A 17,422-nucleotide genomic window follows, 5' to 3' on the forward strand; every position below is an offset into this window, starting at 1 on the left:
TTGTCAGCGGACTGCTAGTGCTTGGCCGGCTTTCGGAGGCACAAATGCAGACAGCCCACACCTTGCGGCATGGGCTGTCGACTTTGATATGGTGCTCCCTACGGGATTCGAACCCGTGTTTTAGCCTTGAGAGGGCCACGTCCTGGGCCTCTAGACGAAGGGAGCTGGGCGCCGCGAGCGGCTCCGGTTGGACGACCGGTCTGCAAACGCGTCTAAGACGTGTGCAGCTTGCTAGTATATCAGGCTTGCTGGCGCCGCAACGGCCGCCTGAGAATTTTTTCAGACTTGATGCATACCGATTCCGCTCCGATTCAAAGCGCCATCTCCGCCGAGCTGCGGACGATTCCGCGCGACCAGCACACCATCTCGCGGCGGCAGATCAGCCAGAACGCGCTGCGCGTGCTGTACCGCCTGCACGAGGCCGGCCACGAGGCCTATCTGGTCGGCGGGGCGGTGCGCGATGTACTGGTCGGCCTGACGCCGAAGGACTTCGACATCGCAACTGACGCGACGCCCGAGCAGGTCAAAGGGCTGTTCCGCAACTGCCGCCTGATCGGCCGCCGGTTCCGTCTGGCGCATGTCGTGTTCGGCCGCGAGATCATCGAGGTGGCCACGTTCCGCGCCAACGTCGACGACGGCAGCGGTGACCGCGAAGTCCACGACGGCGGCCGCCTGCTGCGCGACAACGTCTACGGCACCATCGAAGACGACGCGGTGCGCCGCGACTTCACCGCCAACGCGCTGTATTACGCGATCGCCGATTTCTCGGTGCGTGATTACACCGGCGGCTTCGAGGACGTGCAGAACCGGGTCATGCGCCTGATCGGCGATCCCGATACGCGCTACCGCGAAGATCCCGTGCGCATGCTGCGTGCGGTGCGTCTTGCGGCGAAGCTCGGTTTCACGATCGAACCCGGCACCGCGGAACCCATTCCGCGTCTGGCCTCGCTGCTGGCCGAAGCCGCGCCGGCGCGGCTGTTCGAGGAATGCCTGAAGCTGTTCCTGTCCGGGCATGCGGTCGCCAGTTTCGAAGGTCTCGAGCGGCACGGCCTGCTGCCGGCGCTGTTCCCCGAATCAGCGGCCGCTCTCGCCAGCAACCGCAGCGGCGCGTTGCGCGCGATGGTGCTCGCGGGTCTGGCATCGACCGATGCGCGCATCGCCGCGGGCGATCCGGTGTCGCCGGCGTTCCTGTTCGCGACCTTGCTGTGGCCGGCGTTCTGCCGCGCCTGGATGAAGCTGCAGGCCGACGGCGTGCAGCCGGTCGAAGCGCAGCGCCGCGCGGCCGATCGCGTCACGCTGCATCAGGTGACGACGGTCGCGCTGCCGCGTCGCTTCTCGCTGCCTATGCAGGAAATCTGGCTGCTGCAGGCACGCTTCCCGCTGCGCCAGCGCAAGCGCGTCACGCGCACGCTGTCGCATCCGCGTTTCCGCGCCGCATTCGATTTTCTCGTACTGCGCCAGACCGCGTCCGATGCGCATGCCGCTGACGTCGCGTTCTGGGAAGAAGCCCAGCACGATCCTGACCACGCGATCGCGCTGTATCCGGGCGAGGACGAGGCGGGTGGCGATGAAGACGCACCGCGTCGCCGTCGCCGTCGCCGCCGTACGCCGGCCGCGGCTGGATGACACCGCGCGCCGCGCGCGGCGTGCAGGCAGGCGCCCGCGCGTGAGCGTGCGCGCCTGGATCGGGCTCGGCGGCAATCTGGGCAATGTGCCGCAGGTACTGCGCGACGCCGCAGCGGCGCTGTCGGCGCTTTCCGATATCAAAGACCTCCGGCTGTCGTCGCTGTATCGCACGCCGGCCTGGGGCCGCACCGACCAGCCCGATTTCGTCAACGCGGTTGCGGTGCTCGACACCAACCGCGCACCGATGGATCTGCTCGACGCGCTGCTCGATATCGAACGTCTATTCGGCCGCACCCGCAGTGACGAGGCTGGCGACCAGTGGGGGCCGCGCACGCTGGACCTCGACCTGCTGCTCTATGGCGACGCGTTGATCACGCTGCCGGGACTGACCGTTCCCCATCCGCGCCTGCACCAGCGCGCATTCGCGCTCGTGCCGCTGCTGGAACTCGACGCCGACATCGTGATTCCACGTATCGGCGCGGCGGCCGATGCGCTCGTACACGTGGATCGCGCCGGCATCGAAGCGCTGCCCTGATCTCGCGTCGGGCCGTCGTTCGCTGATCCGCGGCGCTGCACCGCTCGACGCGTCGGTGCCGGCGCGCGCGACCAGCGTTTCGGCATTGGTGCGACACTAATGCGATGAACACTTCATCTTCCGCGCCGGTCACCGTGCCCGCGCTGTTCGAGGCCCGCGCCGCCGGTCGCCGGCTCGCGATGCTCACCGCTTACGACGCCGGCTTCGCCCGCACCTTCGATGCCGCAGGTGTGGACCTGCTGCTGATCGGCGATTCGCTGGGCATGGTGGTGCAGGGGCATGGCTCGACGCTGCCGGTCACCGTCGACGACATCGCGTATCACACGGCCTGCGTGGCCCGTGCCGTGCAGCGCGCGTTGATCGTCGCCGATCTGCCGTTCCAAGCCGACGCGACGCCCGAACGCGCGCTCGACGCGTCGACGCGGCTGCTGCAGGCCGGTGCCGGCATGGTCAAGCTGGAAGGCGCGACGCCCAACAAATGCGAGGTCGTGCGCTTCCTCGTCGATCGCGAGATTCCGGTCTGCGCGCATCTCGGGCTTACCCCGCAATCGGTGCTGCGTTTCGGCGGCTTCAAGATCCAGGGGCGTAACGATGCCGCGGCGCAGGCGCTTCGCGACGATGCGCGCGCGATCGCCGAAGCCGGCGCGACGCTGATCGTGCTCGAAGGCGTGCCGGCATCGCTGGCTGCCGAAATCACCGCCGCCTCGCCGGTGCCGACGATCGGCATCGGCGCCGGCCCGGATTGCGATGGCCAGGTGCTGGTGCTGCACGACATGCTGGGTCTGGACAGCGGCCATCGCCGGCCGAAGTTCGTCCGCGATTTCCTCGTCGAAGGCGGCTCGATCGCTAGCGCCGCGCGCGCCTACATCGAGGCGGTGCGCGACGGCAGCTTCCCGGGGCCGGAACACTCGTACAAATAAGCGGAGCGTCGTGGCCGGTCATGCGAGCACGTGCGCCTAGCGATGACCTGCAGCGGTGCGCGCTGACGCCCGGGGTCGCCGATCTGCGAAGATCGACGCCTCCCCCTTGCCGGACCCGCCGTGATCGACACCGTCCATGACCTCGCCGCGCTGCGTGCGCGGATCGCCGACTGGAAGCGCGCGGGCCTGCGCATCGGTCTCGTGCCGACGATGGGCAATCTGCACGCGGGTCATTTCTCGCTGGTGGGGGCATTGCGCTCGCGCGTGGATCGCGTGGTCGCCAGCGTGTTCGTCAATCCTACCCAGTTCGGACCGAACGAGGACTTCGCCCGCTATCCGCGCACGCCGGAGCAGGACGCGCAGGGTCTCGCCGCCGCGGGCTGCGATCTGCTGTGGCTGCCATCGGTGGAGGCGATGTATCCCCTGGGCCTGCACAACACGGTGACCGTGCGGGTACCGGGCGTGACCGAAGTGCTCGACGGTGCGCATCGTCCGGGTCATTTCGACGGCGTGGCGACCGTGGTCGCGCGTCTGTTCAACCAGGTGCAGCCGGACGTCGCCGCGTTCGGGCGCAAGGACTACCAGCAGCTGGCGGTGATCGCGCATCTGGTCGCAGATCTCGCATTTCCGGTGGAACTGCTGCCGGTCGCGATCGCCCGGGAGGCCGACGGCCTGGCGATGAGTTCGCGCAACCAGTATCTCGACGCCGATGCGCGGGCCAGTGCGCCGGCGATGCATGCGGCGTTGCGCGCACTTCGCGACGCCATGCAGGGCGGCGCAACTGCAGCGGGCGCGGCGGGCAACGCCGCGGCGGCGCTGCGCGAGGCCGGCTTCGTGGTCGATTACGTCGAGGTGCGTGCGCCCGACCTGGCGCCGTATGTCGACGGCCAGCAGGCCGCGGTCGCGCTGGCCGCGGCGCGCCTCGGCGCCACACGCCTGATCGACAACCTCGAATTCAGCATCGACGGCACGCCGACGGCCCGCTGAATCTCCCGTCGCCGCGGCAGGCGGTGATGTTGCGATGCCGCAGATGGTCCCTATACTTCGCGGTTCCTGCGGGCTTCCCGCGTTGTCCGATGCCGTGATCCGGCCGCATCCGTCATGCAACTCACCCTGCTGAAAGCCAAGATCCACCGCGCCTCCGTCACCCACGCCGAGCTGCATTACGAAGGCTCGTGTGCGATCGACGGCCGCCTGCTTGACCTGTCGGGCATCCGCGAGTACGAGCGCATCGAGATCTACAACATCAACAACGGCGAGCGCTTCGCGACCTACGCGATCCGCGCCGATGTCGGCAGCGGCATCATCTCGGTCAACGGCGCCGCCGCGCACAAGGCCGGCGTGGGCGATCTGGTGATCATCTGCGCCTACGGCGCGCTGGACGAAGCCGAAGTGGCGAAGTTCAAGCCCAAGCTGGTGTACGTGGACCGCGACAACCGCATGACCCACACCAACGATTCGATTCCCGCACAGGCCGCCTGATGACGACAGCGGCGCGGCGGATCATCGAGGCGCTGGCGCCGCACGCGCGTCGCCTCGATTCGGCGCGCATCGCCGACCTCGTCGAAGCCGATGCGGCGCGCCCGCACGATTTTGCGCTGCGCATCGGCGGGCTCTACGCCAGCTTCGCGCGCCAGCGGCTCGACCGCGAGGCGCGCGACGCGCTGGTCGCACTCGGTGAAGCCGCAGAGTTGCCGCAGGCGTTCCGTGCGCTGTTCGACGGCGTCACCGTCAACACTTCGGAGAACCGTCCTGCGCTGCATGTCGCGCTGCGGTCCGCGCTGTCTGACGCCGCGATCGCGCGTGACGCGCATGCGCAGGCGGCCGAAGCGCGCGTGCGCATGGCGGAACTGGTCGCGCAGCTCGAAGCGTCCGACGTCACCGACATCGTCAATGTCGGCATCGGCGGTTCGGATCTTGGTCCGCGCCTGGTCGTCGATGCGCTGAAGGATTTCGGCACCGGTCGCTTCCGCGTGCATTTCCTGACCAACGTCGACGGCAGCGATGCGCAGCATCGGCTTGCGAAACTCGATCCGGCGAAGACCGCCGCGATTCTCGTCTCCAAGACCTTCGGCACGCAGGAAACCCTGCTCAACGGCGCGGTCGTGCGCGACTGGCTCGGCGGCAGCGAACGCCTGTATGCGGTCAGCGCCAACGTGCCGCGTGCCGAAGCCTTCGGCGTCGCGCCCGAGCGCGTGCTGCCGATGTGGGACTGGGTGGGCGGGCGTTATTCGCTGTGGTCGGCCGTCGGTTTCTCGATCGCGCTCGCAGTCGGCATGGACGGCTTCGAGGCGCTGCTCGCCGGCGCCGCCGACATGGACTCGCATGCGCTGCAGGCGCCGATCGCCGAAAACCTGCCGTTGCTGCATGCGCTGACGGGCGTGTGGAACCGCAACGCGCTCGGCCTCGCCACGCATGCCGTGCTGCCCTACGACGAGCGCCTCGCGCTGCTGCCGGCCTATCTGCAGCAGCTGGTGATGGAAAGCCTCGGCAAGTCGGTCACGCCTGATGGCGAGGCCGTCGGTATCGACACCGTGCCGGTGCTGTGGGGCGGGCCGGGGACCAATTCGCAGCACAGCTTCTTCCAGGCGCTGCACCAGGGCACGCAGACCGTGCCGGCCGATTTCATTGGCGTGGTGAATCCTGCGCATCCGCATGCCGACAACCACGCCGCGCTGCTGTCGAACCTGCTCGCGCAGACCGAAGCGCTGGCCAACGGCTATTCGGCCGAGGATCCGCAGAAGTCGTATCCGGGCAATCGCCCCTCGACGCTGTTCCTGCTCGACCGTCTCGATCCGCGCAGCCTCGGCGCGTTGATCGCGCTCTACGAGCACAGCGTCTACGCGCAGTCGGTGCTGTGGGGCATCAATGCCTTCGACCAGTGGGGCGTCGAGCTGGGCAAGCGCATTGCCGGCGAACTGATGCCGGCGGTGCAGGGCGATGACGTGGCGGTGGCCGACCCGGTCACGCGCGCGTTGCTGGACGAGATCCGCGCGCGTCGCGCGCGCTGATCGATCGCTGTTCGCGCGGGCGCTTCCCGCGCCTGCGAAGTCAGTCCACGCCGTGGCGCGCCAGCGCCCAGTCCACGTGCTCTTCGATCAGAAGATCGCCGGAGTTCCGGCGCGTGCGCAGCGCGGTGATGGTCTCCGGCGTCGTCGGCGCATTGCCCAGCGCGACCGCGAGATTGCGCAGCCAGCGGCGATGTCCGCTGCGGCGGATCGGTGAGCCTTCGGTGCGCTGCAGGAACTCGTCCTCGTCCCAGGCGAACAGCTCGGCCAGGCTCGCGGTGTCGAGATTGTTGCGCGCACGGAAGTCGGGTTCGTCGGTGCGCTTGGCGAACTTGTTCCAGGGGCAGACCAGCTGGCAGTCGTCGCAGCCAAAGATGCGGTTGCCGATCAACGGACGCAGCGAGACGTCGATCGCGCCTTCGTGTTCGATCGTGAGATAGGCGATGCAGCGTCGCGCGTCGAGGCGGTGCGGCGCGATGATCGCGCGCGTCGGGCAGACGTCGATACAGCGCACGCAGCTGCCGCAATGCGCGGTCGCTGGGGGATCGATCGGCAGCGGCACGTCGACGTAGATCTCGCCGAGGAAGAACCACGAGCCACCGTTCTTGTCGATCAGGCAGGTGTGTTTGCCGATCCAGCCCAGGCCAGCGTTGCGCGCGAGCGCGCGTTCCAGTACCGGCGCCGAATCGACGAACACGCGATGGCCGAACGGACCGATTTCCTCGGCGATGCGATGCGATAACTTCTGCAGCCGGTTGCGCATCAGCTTGTGGTAATCGCGGCCCAGCGCATAGCGCGCCACGTAGGCGCGGCTGCCATCGGCGAGCGTGTCCCAGGCGCTGTCGTCGTCGTTGCGGCCGTAGTCGAGACCGACCGACAACACGCGCACGGTGCCGGGCAGCAGTTCGTCCGGACGCGCGCGCATGTCGCCGTGGCGTGCCATCCAGTCCATGGTTCCGTACAGCCCCTGCGCGAGCCAGTCGCGCAGATGCGCTTCGTCCTCGCGCAGGTCGATGCCGGCGATGCCGCAACGCTGGAAGCCCATCTCGCCCGCGATCGCCTTGATGCGCGCGGCGAGCGCGTCAGGCGATGCGGGGGGCGGAGCGGCGGTGGCGGCGGACGGCATCACGATGCGCGAAGTATAGAATCCGCGCGATGAGTGCTTCCTGTGCCACGCCTGCGCCCGGCGCTCCGCTGCCGGGCACCCCGCTGTACGACGCGACCGCGCTGCGCGCGATCGAGGCCGCGGCGCTCTCGCACGCGAGTGATGCCACCACGCTGATGCAACGGGCGGGGCAGGCCGGTTGGCGCACGTTGCTGTCTTACTGGCCGCAGGCGCGGCGCATCGTCGTGGTCTGCGGGCCGGGCAACAACGGCGGCGACGGCTACGTGCTCGCGACGCAAGCGCTGGCGTCGGGGCGCGACGCGGTCGTCGTCCGGCTCGCATCGCATGCACCGCGGACCGATGCAGCGCAGGCGATGTGCGCCGCGTTCGAGGCCGCAGGCGGCCGGATCCTTGCGTTCGATCGCGCGTTGCCGGTTGCCGACGTCGTCGTCGATGCGGTGTTCGGTATCGGCCTGTCCCGTGCGCCCGACGACGCGACCGCTGCATTGATCGATGCGATCAACGCCGCGGGCGTGCCGGTGCTCGCATTGGATACGCCCAGCGGCCTGTCCGGCGATCGCGGCAGCGCGGCGGGCGCTGCCGTGCGCGCGACGCACACGCTGCAGTTCCTCGCGCCGCAGATCGGACTGCAGACCGGCGATGGTCCGGATCATGCCGGCGCGCTGTCGCTGGACACGCTCGGCGTTGACACGCGCTGCTTCACGAATGCGCAGGCAAACGCGCGCCGGATCGATGCGCACGATCTCGCGCACTGGCTGCGGCCACGTTCGCGCAATGCGCACAAGGGCCGCCACGGCCGCGTGCTGTGCATCGGCGGCGATCACGGCACCGGCGGCGCGGTGCTGCTCGCGGCCGGCGCTGCGCTGCGCGCAGGCGCGGGGCTGGTGGAAGTTGCGACCCAGGGCGTGCACGTCGCGCCACTGCTCGCGCGCTGGCCCGAGGCGATGGTCCGGCGTACCGACAACGTGTCCGCGCTGGCCGGCGCTCTTGATGCTGCGGATGTCATCGCGCTCGGTCCGGGCCTCGGCCAAGGCAGCTGGGGGTACGCGCTGTTCGACGAAACGCTCGACGCATCCAGCGCCGCCGGCACGCCGCTGGTGCTCGATGCCGACGCGCTCAATCTGCTTGCCGCGCGTCCGCGCGCGTTGCCGGCAGGCGCGATACTCACCCCGCATCCGGGCGAAGCCGCGCGGTTGCTCGATCTCGATACCGCCGCGATCCAGCGCGATCGCCCGGCTGCGGTGCGCGCACTCGCTGCGCGCTGGAATGCGGTCGTCGTGCTCAAGGGTGCCGGCACATTGGTCTGCGCGCCCGGCGGCCTGCCGTGGCTCATCGCTGCCGGCAATCCCGGCATGGCCACCGGCGGCATGGGCGATGTGCTGACCGGCGTGATCGCCGCGCTGCGCGCGCAGGGACTCGACGCCGAACACGCGGCCGCCTGTGGCGCCCTGCTGCACGCCGTGGCCGGCGATACCGCCGCGCGCACGTCCGGCGAACGCGGCCTGTTGCCGGGCGACCTCATCGACGTGCTGCGCGCCTGCGCGAATCCGGAACCGAACGCATGATCCGACGCCACCTTCCCGACGACGCGGCGACCCGCCTGCTCGCCGAACTTCTCGCCGCGCATCAGCCGCGCGGCGCCGTCGTGTACCTGCAGGGCGACCTCGGCGCCGGCAAGTCCACGTTGGCCCGCGCCTGGCTGCGCGCGCTCGGCGTGACTGGCACGGTGCGCAGCCCGACCTACACGCTCGTCGAGCGCTATCCGGTCGATGGCGGTGAGGCCCTGCATCTGGATCTGTACCGGATCGGCGATGCAGGCGAGCTGGATTTTCTCGGGCTCGACGACATCGACGCTGCGCTGTGGCTCATCGAATGGCCGGAGCGCGGCGCCGCGGCGCTGGCGCCTGCCGATCTGGAGATCCACCTGGCAATCGACGGCGCGGGCCGCTCGGTCGAACTCGTGCCCGACGGGCAGGGCGGTAACGCTTGGCTGGCCGCACTTCTCGACGATCCCCGTTTGTCGACGCTTCCTGAACCGAAACCATAGAAAGGATCTGCAGGCCACGGATTTGAAAGGGAAAACGGCTTGCAATGTTCCAGAGGCGGTGATTGACTAGCCGCCATGCGCATCCGGGGAATCAATCTGTCTCAGCTCGCGTTGGCGGTCGCCCTGATCGCCGCGCTGTGCTGGAACATCGCTTACGGCGCCGAGCTGCGCGGGGTCGACGTGCGCTCCGGTGCCACCGGCACCCGCGCCGAACTCAAACTCGATGCCCGCGCCGAGTATTCGGTGATCTCTCTCGCCAATCCCGACCGCCTGGTCGTCGATCTGCCCGGCACCCGCCTGCGGACGACGGCAATGCCGGCTGGCGCGGGCACGATCAAGTCCGTACGCAGTGGCCAGCCGGTGGCCGGCACCACACGCATCGTGTTCGACCTGTCCTCGTCGGTGAAGGCGATGCCGCCGCGGCTCGAAGACAGCCCGGACGGTCCAAGACTCGTCATCGAATGGCCCGGCGACGGCGCTGCCGATCCGATCGCGCGTATCGCTGCGTCGACCGCGTCGACGCCCGCTGCCGGCGCCGCGCCCGTGGCGACGCCTGCAGCCGATCCTTCGCTGGCGTCCAACGATGCGACCTCGCGGCTGATTTCGAGCATGGGCCCGCAGCAGGGCCCTGCGCCGTCCGCGCCTGCGCCTGTGACGGCCACCGCGCAGGCGCCCGCCACGCAGCTGCCGCCCGCGCCCATTCCGACGCCGCCGCCTGCCGTGCAGCGCGAGATCGCGCCTGCGCCGCAGGTGCCGATGCCCGCTGCGGTCGGTCCCGGCATGCGTCCGCTGGTGGTCGCGATCGATCCCGGTCACGGCGGTCGCGATCCCGGCGCCATCGGTCCGGCCGGCACGCACGAGAAGAACGTCGTGCTGGCGATCTCGCGAGAACTCGCGCGCCAGATCAACGCCACGCCCGGCATGCGTGCCCATCTGGTGCGCGAGAACGACAGCTATATCGAACTGCCGCAGCGTGCAGCGCGCGCCCGCCGGGCCAAGGCCGACATGTTCGTGTCGATCCATGCCGACGCCGCGCACAACCGCGCGGCCTACGGCTCCTCGGTCTATACCCTGTCCACGCGCGGCGCCTCGTCGCAGCAGGCGCGCTGGCTGGCCGATCGCGAGAACAGCGCAGATCTGGTCGGCGGCGTGTCGCTGTCGCAGGACACCCTGTCGAACGTGCTGCTGGAAATGGCGCAGAGCGGCCACATGCGCGCCTCGCAGGACGCCGCAACGCACGTGCTCTCGGGCCTGCGCAACGTCGGCAAGACGCACAAGGCGAACGTCGAGTACGCGAACTTCTCGGTGCTGCGCAACGCCGACATGCCGGCGATGCTGGTCGAGACCGGCTTCATCTCCAATGCCGAGGAAGAGCAGCGTCTGCTCGATCCCGCGCACCAGCGCCGCCTCGCCAGCGCCGTGCTCAACGGCATCAATACCTACTTCACTGCGCAACCTCCGCCGGGCACGCTGTATGCCGCGCGCGCGGCGGCTGCGGCCGATGCGGGCGTGGCGGCCGGCGGCAGCCCCTGATCGGCCGGGCGCGACGTCCGAGCCGGTATCATCCACGTTGATTCCTGCCGCGACGCGCCTGCGTCGCCGATGCCCACGTGCCGATCCGCCAGCTCCCCGACATCCTCGTCAACCAGATCGCCGCCGGCGAAGTGGTCGAACGCCCTGCGTCCGTGGTCAAGGAACTCGTCGAGAATGCGCTCGACGCAGGCGCGCTGCGCGTCGACATCGATCTCGAAGAAGGCGGCGTCCGCCTGATCCGCATTCGCGACGACGGCGGCGGCATTCCGCCCGAGGAACTGCCGCTGGCCGTGCAGCGACACGCGACCAGCAAAATCGGTTCGCTCGATGATCTGGAAGCCGTCGCCACGCTCGGCTTCCGCGGCGAGGCGCTGCCGTCGATCGCGTCGGTGAGCCGCTTCTCGCTGATCTCGCGCCGCGAAGACGAAACCCACGGCTCTGCGCTGGAAGTCGAGGGCGGCCGCGTCGGCGACGTCACGCCGCGGTCGCACCCGCGCGGCACGACGGTCGAAGTGCGCGATCTGTTCTACAACGTGCCGGCGCGCCGCAAGTTCCTGCGCGCCGAACGCACGGAACTCGGCCACATCGAGGAATGGTTGCGCGCATTGGCACTGGTGCGGCCTGATGTCGAACTGCGCATCAGCCACAACGGCAAGGCGTCGCGGCGTTACAAGGGCGACGAGGATTTGTTCTCCGGCGCGCGCCTGGTCGAAACCGTGGGCCGCGAATTCGCGGACAACGCATTGCGCATCGATCACAGCGCCGCGGGTCTGCGCCTGCACGGCTGGATCGCCAAGCCGGCGTACTCGCGTGCGAGCGCGGATCAGCAGTACCTCTACGTCAACGGCCGCGCAATCCGCGACCGCAGCGTGGCGCACGCGGTGAAGCAGGCATTCGCGGACGTGATGTATCACGGTCGCCAGCCGGCCTATGTGCTGTTTCTCGAACTCGATCCGACGCGCGTCGACGTCAACGTGCATCCTGCGAAACACGAAGTGCGCTTCCGCGATGCGCGACTGATCCACGATTTCGTCTATCGCACGCTGCACGAGGCCTTGGCCGATACCCGCGCCGGGCAGACGAATCACGCACCAGCGGACGCGGCGATGACGGCGTTCGCCGCCATGCCCGCATCCGGTACCGCGTCGATGCCCGACTGGTCGCGACCGATGCCGCAGCCGAACCTCGCGCTGCGCGTCGACGAAACGCGTGCGGCCTACGCCGGCCTTTACGGGCCGACGCCGGCGCAGATCGCATCGGGTGCCGACACCTGGGCACCGTCGCCGATGGCGCCCGACGCCGCGGTCGACGATGCCGGCACGCTGGTCCCGCCGCTCGGCTACGCGGTCGCACAGCTGCACGGCATCTACATCCTGAGCCAGGCCGCCGACGGCATGATCGTCGTCGACATGCACGCCGCGCACGAACGCATCGGCTACGAAAAGCTCAAGACCGCACACGACGGCGAAGGCGTGCGCACGCAACCGCTGCTGGTACCGCAGACGGTTGCCGTGTCCGAGCGCGAAGCCGATGTTGCCGAAGCCGAATCCGCGACCCTCGCCGACCTCGGTTTCGAGGTCTCGCGCGCCGGCATCCAGTCGCTGTTGCTGCGGGGCGTGCCTGCGTTGCTTGCGCAGAGCGACACCGAAGCGCTGCTGCGTGACGTGCTGACCGACCTGCGCGAGCACGGCGAAAGCCTGCGCGTGCGCTCGGCCCGTGACGAACTGCTGTCGACCATGGCCTGCCACGGCGCGGTACGCGCGAACCGGCGTCTGACGGTGCCTGAAATGAACGCCTTGTTGCGGCAGATGGAAGCCACCGAGCGCTCCGGGCAATGCAATCATGGTCGTCCGACGTGGGCGCATTTTCCGCTCGCCGAGATCGACCGCTGGTTCCTGCGAGGACGCTGACATGCTGCGATGGCGCCACTGCTGCACGATCGGACTGGTGGCGTTGCTGGCCGCCTGCGGCGAGACGTCCGCGCCCGAGGATCCATCCGCGCGCGCGGATGCGGCGCGGCTCGACGTGATGTTCTCGGCGCAGACCCGCGTCTGGCAGGACACGCGCCGCGCGGAACTGGTCGCGCCCGATGGCTGGCTGAGCCTGATCGGCCTGCATCGTATCGAACTGAAATCGCATTTCATCGGCAGCGGTGAGACGGCCGGCATCCGCCTGTCGATGGGGCCGGACAAGCTCGGCTTGCTGCAATCCGACAACGGCGCGTATGCGTTCACGCCCGAGCGCGGCGTCGCGGTGACGCTCGACGACGCGCCGGTGCGTGGCCGCGTGTCGCTGCAGACCGACGCCGATGCAGCGCCCAGCGTGCTGGGCTTCGACGCCGGCAAAGGTGCGCTGACGATCATTGAACGTGGCGGGTCGGCGTTCGTGCGCGCGCGCCACGAAGAGGCGCCCACGCGACGGCGCTTCACAGGCATCGAGTACTGGCCGACCGCGCGCGACTGGCAGGTCGATGCGGAGTTCGTGCCGGCGGCGGCCGGTGCGACGCTGCCGATCGCCAACATCTTGGGCATGGTTGAAGACACGCCGACGCCGGGCTCGATTGCCTTCGAACGCGACGGCACGCGCTACACGCTGCAGGCGATCGACGGCGGCGACGGTATGCTGTTCCTGATCTTCGCCGATCGCACCAGCGGCCACGGCAGCTACAGCGCAGGGCGTTATCTCGATGCGCCGGCGCCGGGCAACGATGGTCGTCTGCAGATCGACTTCAACCGCGCCTACAACCCGCCGTGCGCGTTCACCGCGTTCGCGACATGTCCGCTGCCGCCTGCCGGCAATCGCCTCGATCTCGCGATTCCCGCGGGCGAGAAGACCTACGTACCCGCGACCACGGTATGACCCCGAACTCCGAACAGGACCGCTCCCGCATGCGTCGAGCCACGCCAATCCGTTTCCTCCGCTCGTGTGCAGTGGTGATCTGCCTGCTCGCAGGCGGCGCGAGCCAGGCCGAACTGCCACCGCTGGAAGCGCCCGCGATTCTGCTGTCGCCGGTGGTCTTGCCGGCCGACGGTCTGCAGGAGACACCGGCCATCGGCTACGGCGCGCTGGCACCGGCGCCGGTGCCGCTGCTGTGGCGGGTCAGCGGCGAGCATGGCGCGTTGTATTTGCTGGGCTCCTTCCACTTCCTGACGCCAGCGGATTACCCGCTGTCGGAGGACGTCGCGCGCGTCGTGTCCGGTGCCGGCGAAGTGGTATTCGAACTCGCGCCCGAAGAACTGCATTCGCCGACGCTGGGTTTGCAGATGATGCAGGCAGGGCTGCGCAACGATGGCAGCCAGCTCGACGACGAAATTCCCGCACAGACCGCGACGCAACTGCGCGCATGGGCCGACACGAATGCAGCGTCTCTGCAGGGCGCAGGCGGCGCATCGAACCTGCAGCTGTTCGAGCCCTGGTTCGTCTCGCTGCTGGTGACGACCACCGAACTCGGCCGCTTCGGCCTCGAGGCGAAGCTGGGCATGGACGCGCAACTTGCGCGTCAGGCCCAGGCCGCCGGCACGCCGACTGCCGGTCTGGAATCCGCGCAGCAGCAGATCGAACTGCTCGACGGCATGGGCCGCGTCGAGCAGACGCAGATGCTGCAGGAAGCGCTGGAGCAGGCGGGCGCGGGTCCTGAATCGATCCAGGCCCTGCACGGGACCTGGCGCGCCGGCAACGCCGACGCGCTGTGGCAGGAAATGGGCCTCGACATGCAGGCACGTTTTCCCGCGCTCTACGCGCGCATCAACACCGAGCGCAACGACGCCTGGCTGCCCAAGCTCGAACAGATGCTGCAGCAGCAGGGCGACATCCTCGTCGTCGTCGGTGCACTGCACTTGGTCGGGCCCGACGGTGTCGTCGAGAAGCTCGCGGCGAAGGGCTATGCGGTGGAGCGCGTGTGTTCGGCCTGTGCGCCGGCCGATGCGACGCTGCCTGCGACACCTGCACCGGTGCAGCCCGAACCGGGCACCTGACGCGCCGGCCGTCTAGGCGGCCGCGACCATCTCGATGCAGTCCACCGGGCACGCCTGCACGCACAGCGCGCAGCCGGTGCAGGCATCGACGAGCACGGTGTGCATCAGCTTCGAACCGCCGATGATCGCGTCGACCGGGCAGGCCTGGATGCACTTGGTGCAGCCGATGCAGTCGGCCTCGATGACCAGCGCGACCGGCGGCAACGCGTGGTGCTCGCCGCGTTCGCGATCGAACGGCAGCGCGACGGTCTCGAGTGCGCGGGCCAGCGCGCGTGCGCCGGCATCGCCGCCCGGCGGACACCGGTCGACGTCGGCCTCGCCGCGCGCCAGCGCGTCGGCATAGGGACGACAGCCGTCGAAACCGCACTGGCCGCACTGGGTCTGCGGCAACAGGCGGTCGAGGCGTTCGACGAGAGACGGCGGCATGCGTGGCGTTCGGCTGGGCGTGCGGGCTTGGCAGGGTTCGCGGCGATGCCGCGCCGGCTCAGCGGACCGGCATGCCCGGCTGCGCGGCGGTGTCGGCATCCAGCAGCGCGAGCGCACCACCATCGAAACCGGCCGACAGGATCATGCCTTCGCTGATGCCGAAGCGCATCTTGCGCGGCGCGAGATTGGCGATGAACACCACGTTGCGGCCGACCAGTGCGTCCGGCTCCCCGTAGCTCGCGCGGATGCCGGAGAAGATCTGGCGCGTGCCGAGATCGCCGGCGTCCAGCTCGAAGCGCAACAGCTTGTCCGAACCCTCGACGAACTCGCAGGCAACGACCTTGCCAATGCGCAGATCGAGCTTGGCGAAATCGTCGATCGAGATATGCGCAGGCGCATCCGCGTCCGTGGCTTTCGCGGGCGTCGTGACAGGTGCTTCGACCGGCTTCTTCGGTGCGGCGGGTGCGGTCGGTGCGGCGGCGAGGGTGTCCTTGGAGGCGTCGGTCATGGCGTCGATCTGCTTGGGGTCGATTCGGGTGAAGAGCAGGGCGTATGGTTGGATGATGTGGCCGAGCAGCGGCGCGTCGAGCGCGGCCCACGTGTCGGCCGGCGCGGCGAAGAACGCATCGACTTCGCGCGACACGCGCGGCAGCACCGGCCGCAGCGCCGTCGCCAACACGCGGAACAGGTTCAGACCCTGCGTGCAGACCGCCTGCAGTTCGGCGTCGCTGCCGTCCTGCTTCGCGATCACCCACGGCTTGCGGTCGTCGATGTAGCGGTTGGCCTCGTCGGCCAGCGCCATCACCTGACGCAATACGCTTGCAGGCTCGTTACGCGCATAGGATTCGCGGATCGGCGCCAATGCTTCGACGAAGCGCGCGTAGGTCTCCGGATCCGGCAATGCGTCGGCCAGACGGCCTTCGAAACGCTTGCCGATGAAGCCGGCGCAGCGGCTGGCGAGGTTGACCAGCTTGCCGACCACGTCGCTGTTCACGCGCGCGATGAAGTCTCCGAGGTTGAGGTCGAGATCGTCGACACCGCCCGAGGATTTCGCGGCGAAGTAGTAGCGCAGCGCCTCGGGATCCAGACCCTGGTCGAGATACGTGCGCGCCATGACGAAGGTGCCGCGCGACTTCGACATCTTCGCGCCGTCGACGGTCAGATAACCGTTGACGTGCAGACGCGTCGGTGCGCGCAGACCGGCGCCGTGCAGCATTGCCGGCCAGAACAAGCCGTGGAAGTTGACGATGTCCTTGCCGATGAAGTGATGCAGCTCGGCGCCGCCATCGGGCGCGAGCCACGCGTCGAAGTCCAAACCTTCACGTGCGCACAGCGCCTTGAAGCTGCTGAGATAGCCGATCGGCGCGTCCAGCCAGACGTAGAAGAACTTGCCCGGATGGCCCGGAATCTCGAAGCCGAAGTAGGGCGCATCACGGGAGATATCCCAGGCGCGCAGACCACCTTCGCCGTCGAGCCATTCGGCCAGCTTCGCTTTGACGCCCGACACCGCGACGTCGCCTGCCAGCCACTCGCGCAGGAACGCTTCGAAATGGCCGAGCTCAAAGAAGAAGTGCTCCGACTCGCGCACTTCCGGCGTCGCGCCGCTGACCACCGAGACCGGGTCGATCAGGTCGCTCGGCGAATAGGTGGCGCCGCAGTTTTCGCAGTTGTCACCGTACTGGTCCGGCGTGCCGCACTTCGGGCAGATGCCTTTGACGTAGCGGTCCGGCAGGAACATGCCGCGCACCGGATCGAACAGCTGCGCGACATCGCGGCGCGCGATGTGACCGCCCGCATCGAGACGCGCGTAGATCGTCTCGACCATCGTGCGATTGCCCGCCGAGTGGGTCGAGTCGTAGTGATCGAAGTCCACGCCGAACGCCGCGAAATCGCGTTCGTGCCCGACCTGGATGTCCGCGATGAAGGCTTCAGGCGTCGTCCCCGCCTTCTCGGCTGCCAGCATGATCGGCGTGCCGTGCGTGTCGTCCGCGCAGACGAAGCGTGCCGTATCCCCATCCATGCGCCGCGCCCGCACCCAGATGTCGGCCTGGATATAGCCGACCAGATGACCAAGGTGCAGCGGCCCGTTGGCATAGGGCAGGGCGGTGGTGACGAGCAGCATGCGCGACATGGGACGGGGCTTGGAAGAGCGGGCAGAGCGGGATTATCGCATGGGGTCGGCGCGGGCCTTCGTTGGCGCCGTCGAATAGCGAGGCCTCTGACTCCA

At 68.9% G+C, this 17,422-nt stretch carries 15 protein-coding genes and 1 tRNA gene; 12 read left to right on the plus strand and 4 right to left on the minus strand.

What is annotated here, in order from left to right; translation table 11 throughout:
* Nucleotides 1-89 precede the first annotated feature (89 nt).
* A tRNA-Glu gene (locus LU699_RS14295) sits at nt 90-165 on the minus strand.
* Between the two features lie 123 nt (nt 166-288).
* Here LU699_RS14295 and pcnB point away from each other — a divergent pair.
* The 6 genes from pcnB to pgi all read left to right on the plus strand — a co-directional run bounded on the left by pcnB (nt 289) and on the right by pgi (nt 6,092).
* A complete protein-coding gene (gene pcnB / locus LU699_RS14300) occupies nt 289-1,626 on the plus strand; it encodes a polynucleotide adenylyltransferase PcnB (protein ID WP_232136947.1) in 1,338 nt (445 codons plus the stop codon).
* A 40-nt stretch (nt 1,627-1,666) separates the two neighbouring features.
* Nucleotides 1,667-2,161, plus strand: coding sequence for a 2-amino-4-hydroxy-6-hydroxymethyldihydropteridine diphosphokinase (folK, locus tag LU699_RS14305; RefSeq protein ID WP_425491112.1), 495 nt, complete (start codon nt 1,667-1,669; stop codon nt 2,159-2,161).
* Between the two features lie 104 nt (nt 2,162-2,265).
* Complete coding sequence (panB, locus tag LU699_RS14310; RefSeq protein ID WP_232136946.1) at nt 2,266-3,081, plus strand: 3-methyl-2-oxobutanoate hydroxymethyltransferase; 816 nt, start codon at nt 2,266-2,268, stop codon at nt 3,079-3,081.
* Nucleotides 3,082-3,201: 120 nt separating this feature from the next.
* Nucleotides 3,202-4,068 carry a pantoate--beta-alanine ligase gene (gene panC, locus LU699_RS14315; protein ID WP_232136945.1) on the plus strand — a complete coding sequence of 289 codons (867 nt, stop codon included), beginning with the start codon at nt 3,202-3,204 and terminating at the stop codon, nt 4,066-4,068.
* 114 nt (nt 4,069-4,182) lie between these two features.
* Nucleotides 4,183-4,563, plus strand: a complete 381-nt coding sequence (gene panD, locus LU699_RS14320) for an aspartate 1-decarboxylase (RefSeq protein WP_232136944.1) — start codon at nt 4,183-4,185, stop codon at nt 4,561-4,563.
* Nucleotides 4,563-6,092: a glucose-6-phosphate isomerase gene (pgi, locus tag LU699_RS14325; protein WP_232136943.1), complete on the plus strand. Its 1,530-nt coding sequence runs from the start codon at nt 4,563-4,565 to the stop codon at nt 6,090-6,092. The genes panD and pgi overlap by 1 nt, the downstream gene beginning before the upstream one ends.
* Before the next feature lie 40 nt (nt 6,093-6,132).
* On the opposite strand, the gene queG is transcribed toward pgi, so the two are convergent.
* The gene (gene queG / locus LU699_RS14330; protein ID WP_232136940.1) at nt 6,133-7,215 is read right to left on the minus strand and encodes a tRNA epoxyqueuosine(34) reductase QueG; all 1,083 of its coding nucleotides are present in this window, start codon (nt 7,213-7,215) and stop codon (nt 6,133-6,135) included.
* Nucleotides 7,216-7,244: 29 nt separating this feature from the next.
* Between queG and LU699_RS14335 the strand changes: the two genes are divergently transcribed.
* The 6 genes from LU699_RS14335 (at nt 7,245) to LU699_RS14360 (ending at nt 14,769) form a co-directional block, all read left to right on the plus strand.
* A complete protein-coding gene (locus LU699_RS14335) occupies nt 7,245-8,780 on the plus strand; it encodes an NAD(P)H-hydrate dehydratase (RefSeq protein WP_232136938.1) in 1,536 nt (511 codons plus the stop codon).
* Nucleotides 8,777-9,262, plus strand: coding sequence for a tRNA (adenosine(37)-N6)-threonylcarbamoyltransferase complex ATPase subunit type 1 TsaE (tsaE, locus tag LU699_RS14340; RefSeq protein ID WP_232136937.1), 486 nt, complete (start codon nt 8,777-8,779; stop codon nt 9,260-9,262). Before LU699_RS14335 ends, tsaE begins: the two co-directional genes overlap by 4 nt.
* A 75-nt stretch (nt 9,263-9,337) precedes the next feature.
* Nucleotides 9,338-10,795, plus strand: coding sequence for an N-acetylmuramoyl-L-alanine amidase (locus LU699_RS14345; protein WP_232136935.1), 1,458 nt, complete (start codon nt 9,338-9,340; stop codon nt 10,793-10,795).
* Between the two features lie 77 nt (nt 10,796-10,872).
* A complete protein-coding gene (gene mutL / locus LU699_RS14350) occupies nt 10,873-12,705 on the plus strand; it encodes a DNA mismatch repair endonuclease MutL (protein ID WP_232136933.1) in 1,833 nt (610 codons plus the stop codon).
* A gap of 1 nt (nt 12,706) precedes the next feature.
* The gene (locus LU699_RS14355) at nt 12,707-13,654 is read left to right on the plus strand and encodes a DUF1684 domain-containing protein (RefSeq protein WP_232136931.1); all 948 of its coding nucleotides are present in this window, start codon (nt 12,707-12,709) and stop codon (nt 13,652-13,654) included.
* Nucleotides 13,655-13,683: 29 nt separating this feature from the next.
* Nucleotides 13,684-14,769, plus strand: a complete 1,086-nt coding sequence (locus LU699_RS14360; protein WP_232136929.1) for a TraB/GumN family protein — start codon at nt 13,684-13,686, stop codon at nt 14,767-14,769.
* A gap of 12 nt (nt 14,770-14,781) precedes the next feature.
* On the opposite strand, the gene rnfB is transcribed toward LU699_RS14360, so the two are convergent.
* Together rnfB and metG are read right to left on the minus strand one after the other, a co-directional pair.
* Nucleotides 14,782-15,195, minus strand: coding sequence for an Rnf electron transport complex subunit RnfB (gene rnfB, locus LU699_RS14365; RefSeq protein ID WP_232136928.1), 414 nt, complete (start codon nt 15,193-15,195; stop codon nt 14,782-14,784).
* A gap of 58 nt (nt 15,196-15,253) precedes the next feature.
* Nucleotides 15,254-17,326, minus strand: a complete 2,073-nt coding sequence (metG, locus tag LU699_RS14370) for a methionine--tRNA ligase (protein ID WP_232136927.1) — start codon at nt 17,324-17,326, stop codon at nt 15,254-15,256.
* Between the last annotated feature and the right edge of the window lie 96 nt (nt 17,327-17,422).

Origin of the sequence: Luteimonas fraxinea, assembly GCF_021233355.1 — a bacterium.
Lineage (GTDB): Bacteria > Pseudomonadota > Gammaproteobacteria > Xanthomonadales > Xanthomonadaceae > Luteimonas > Luteimonas fraxinea.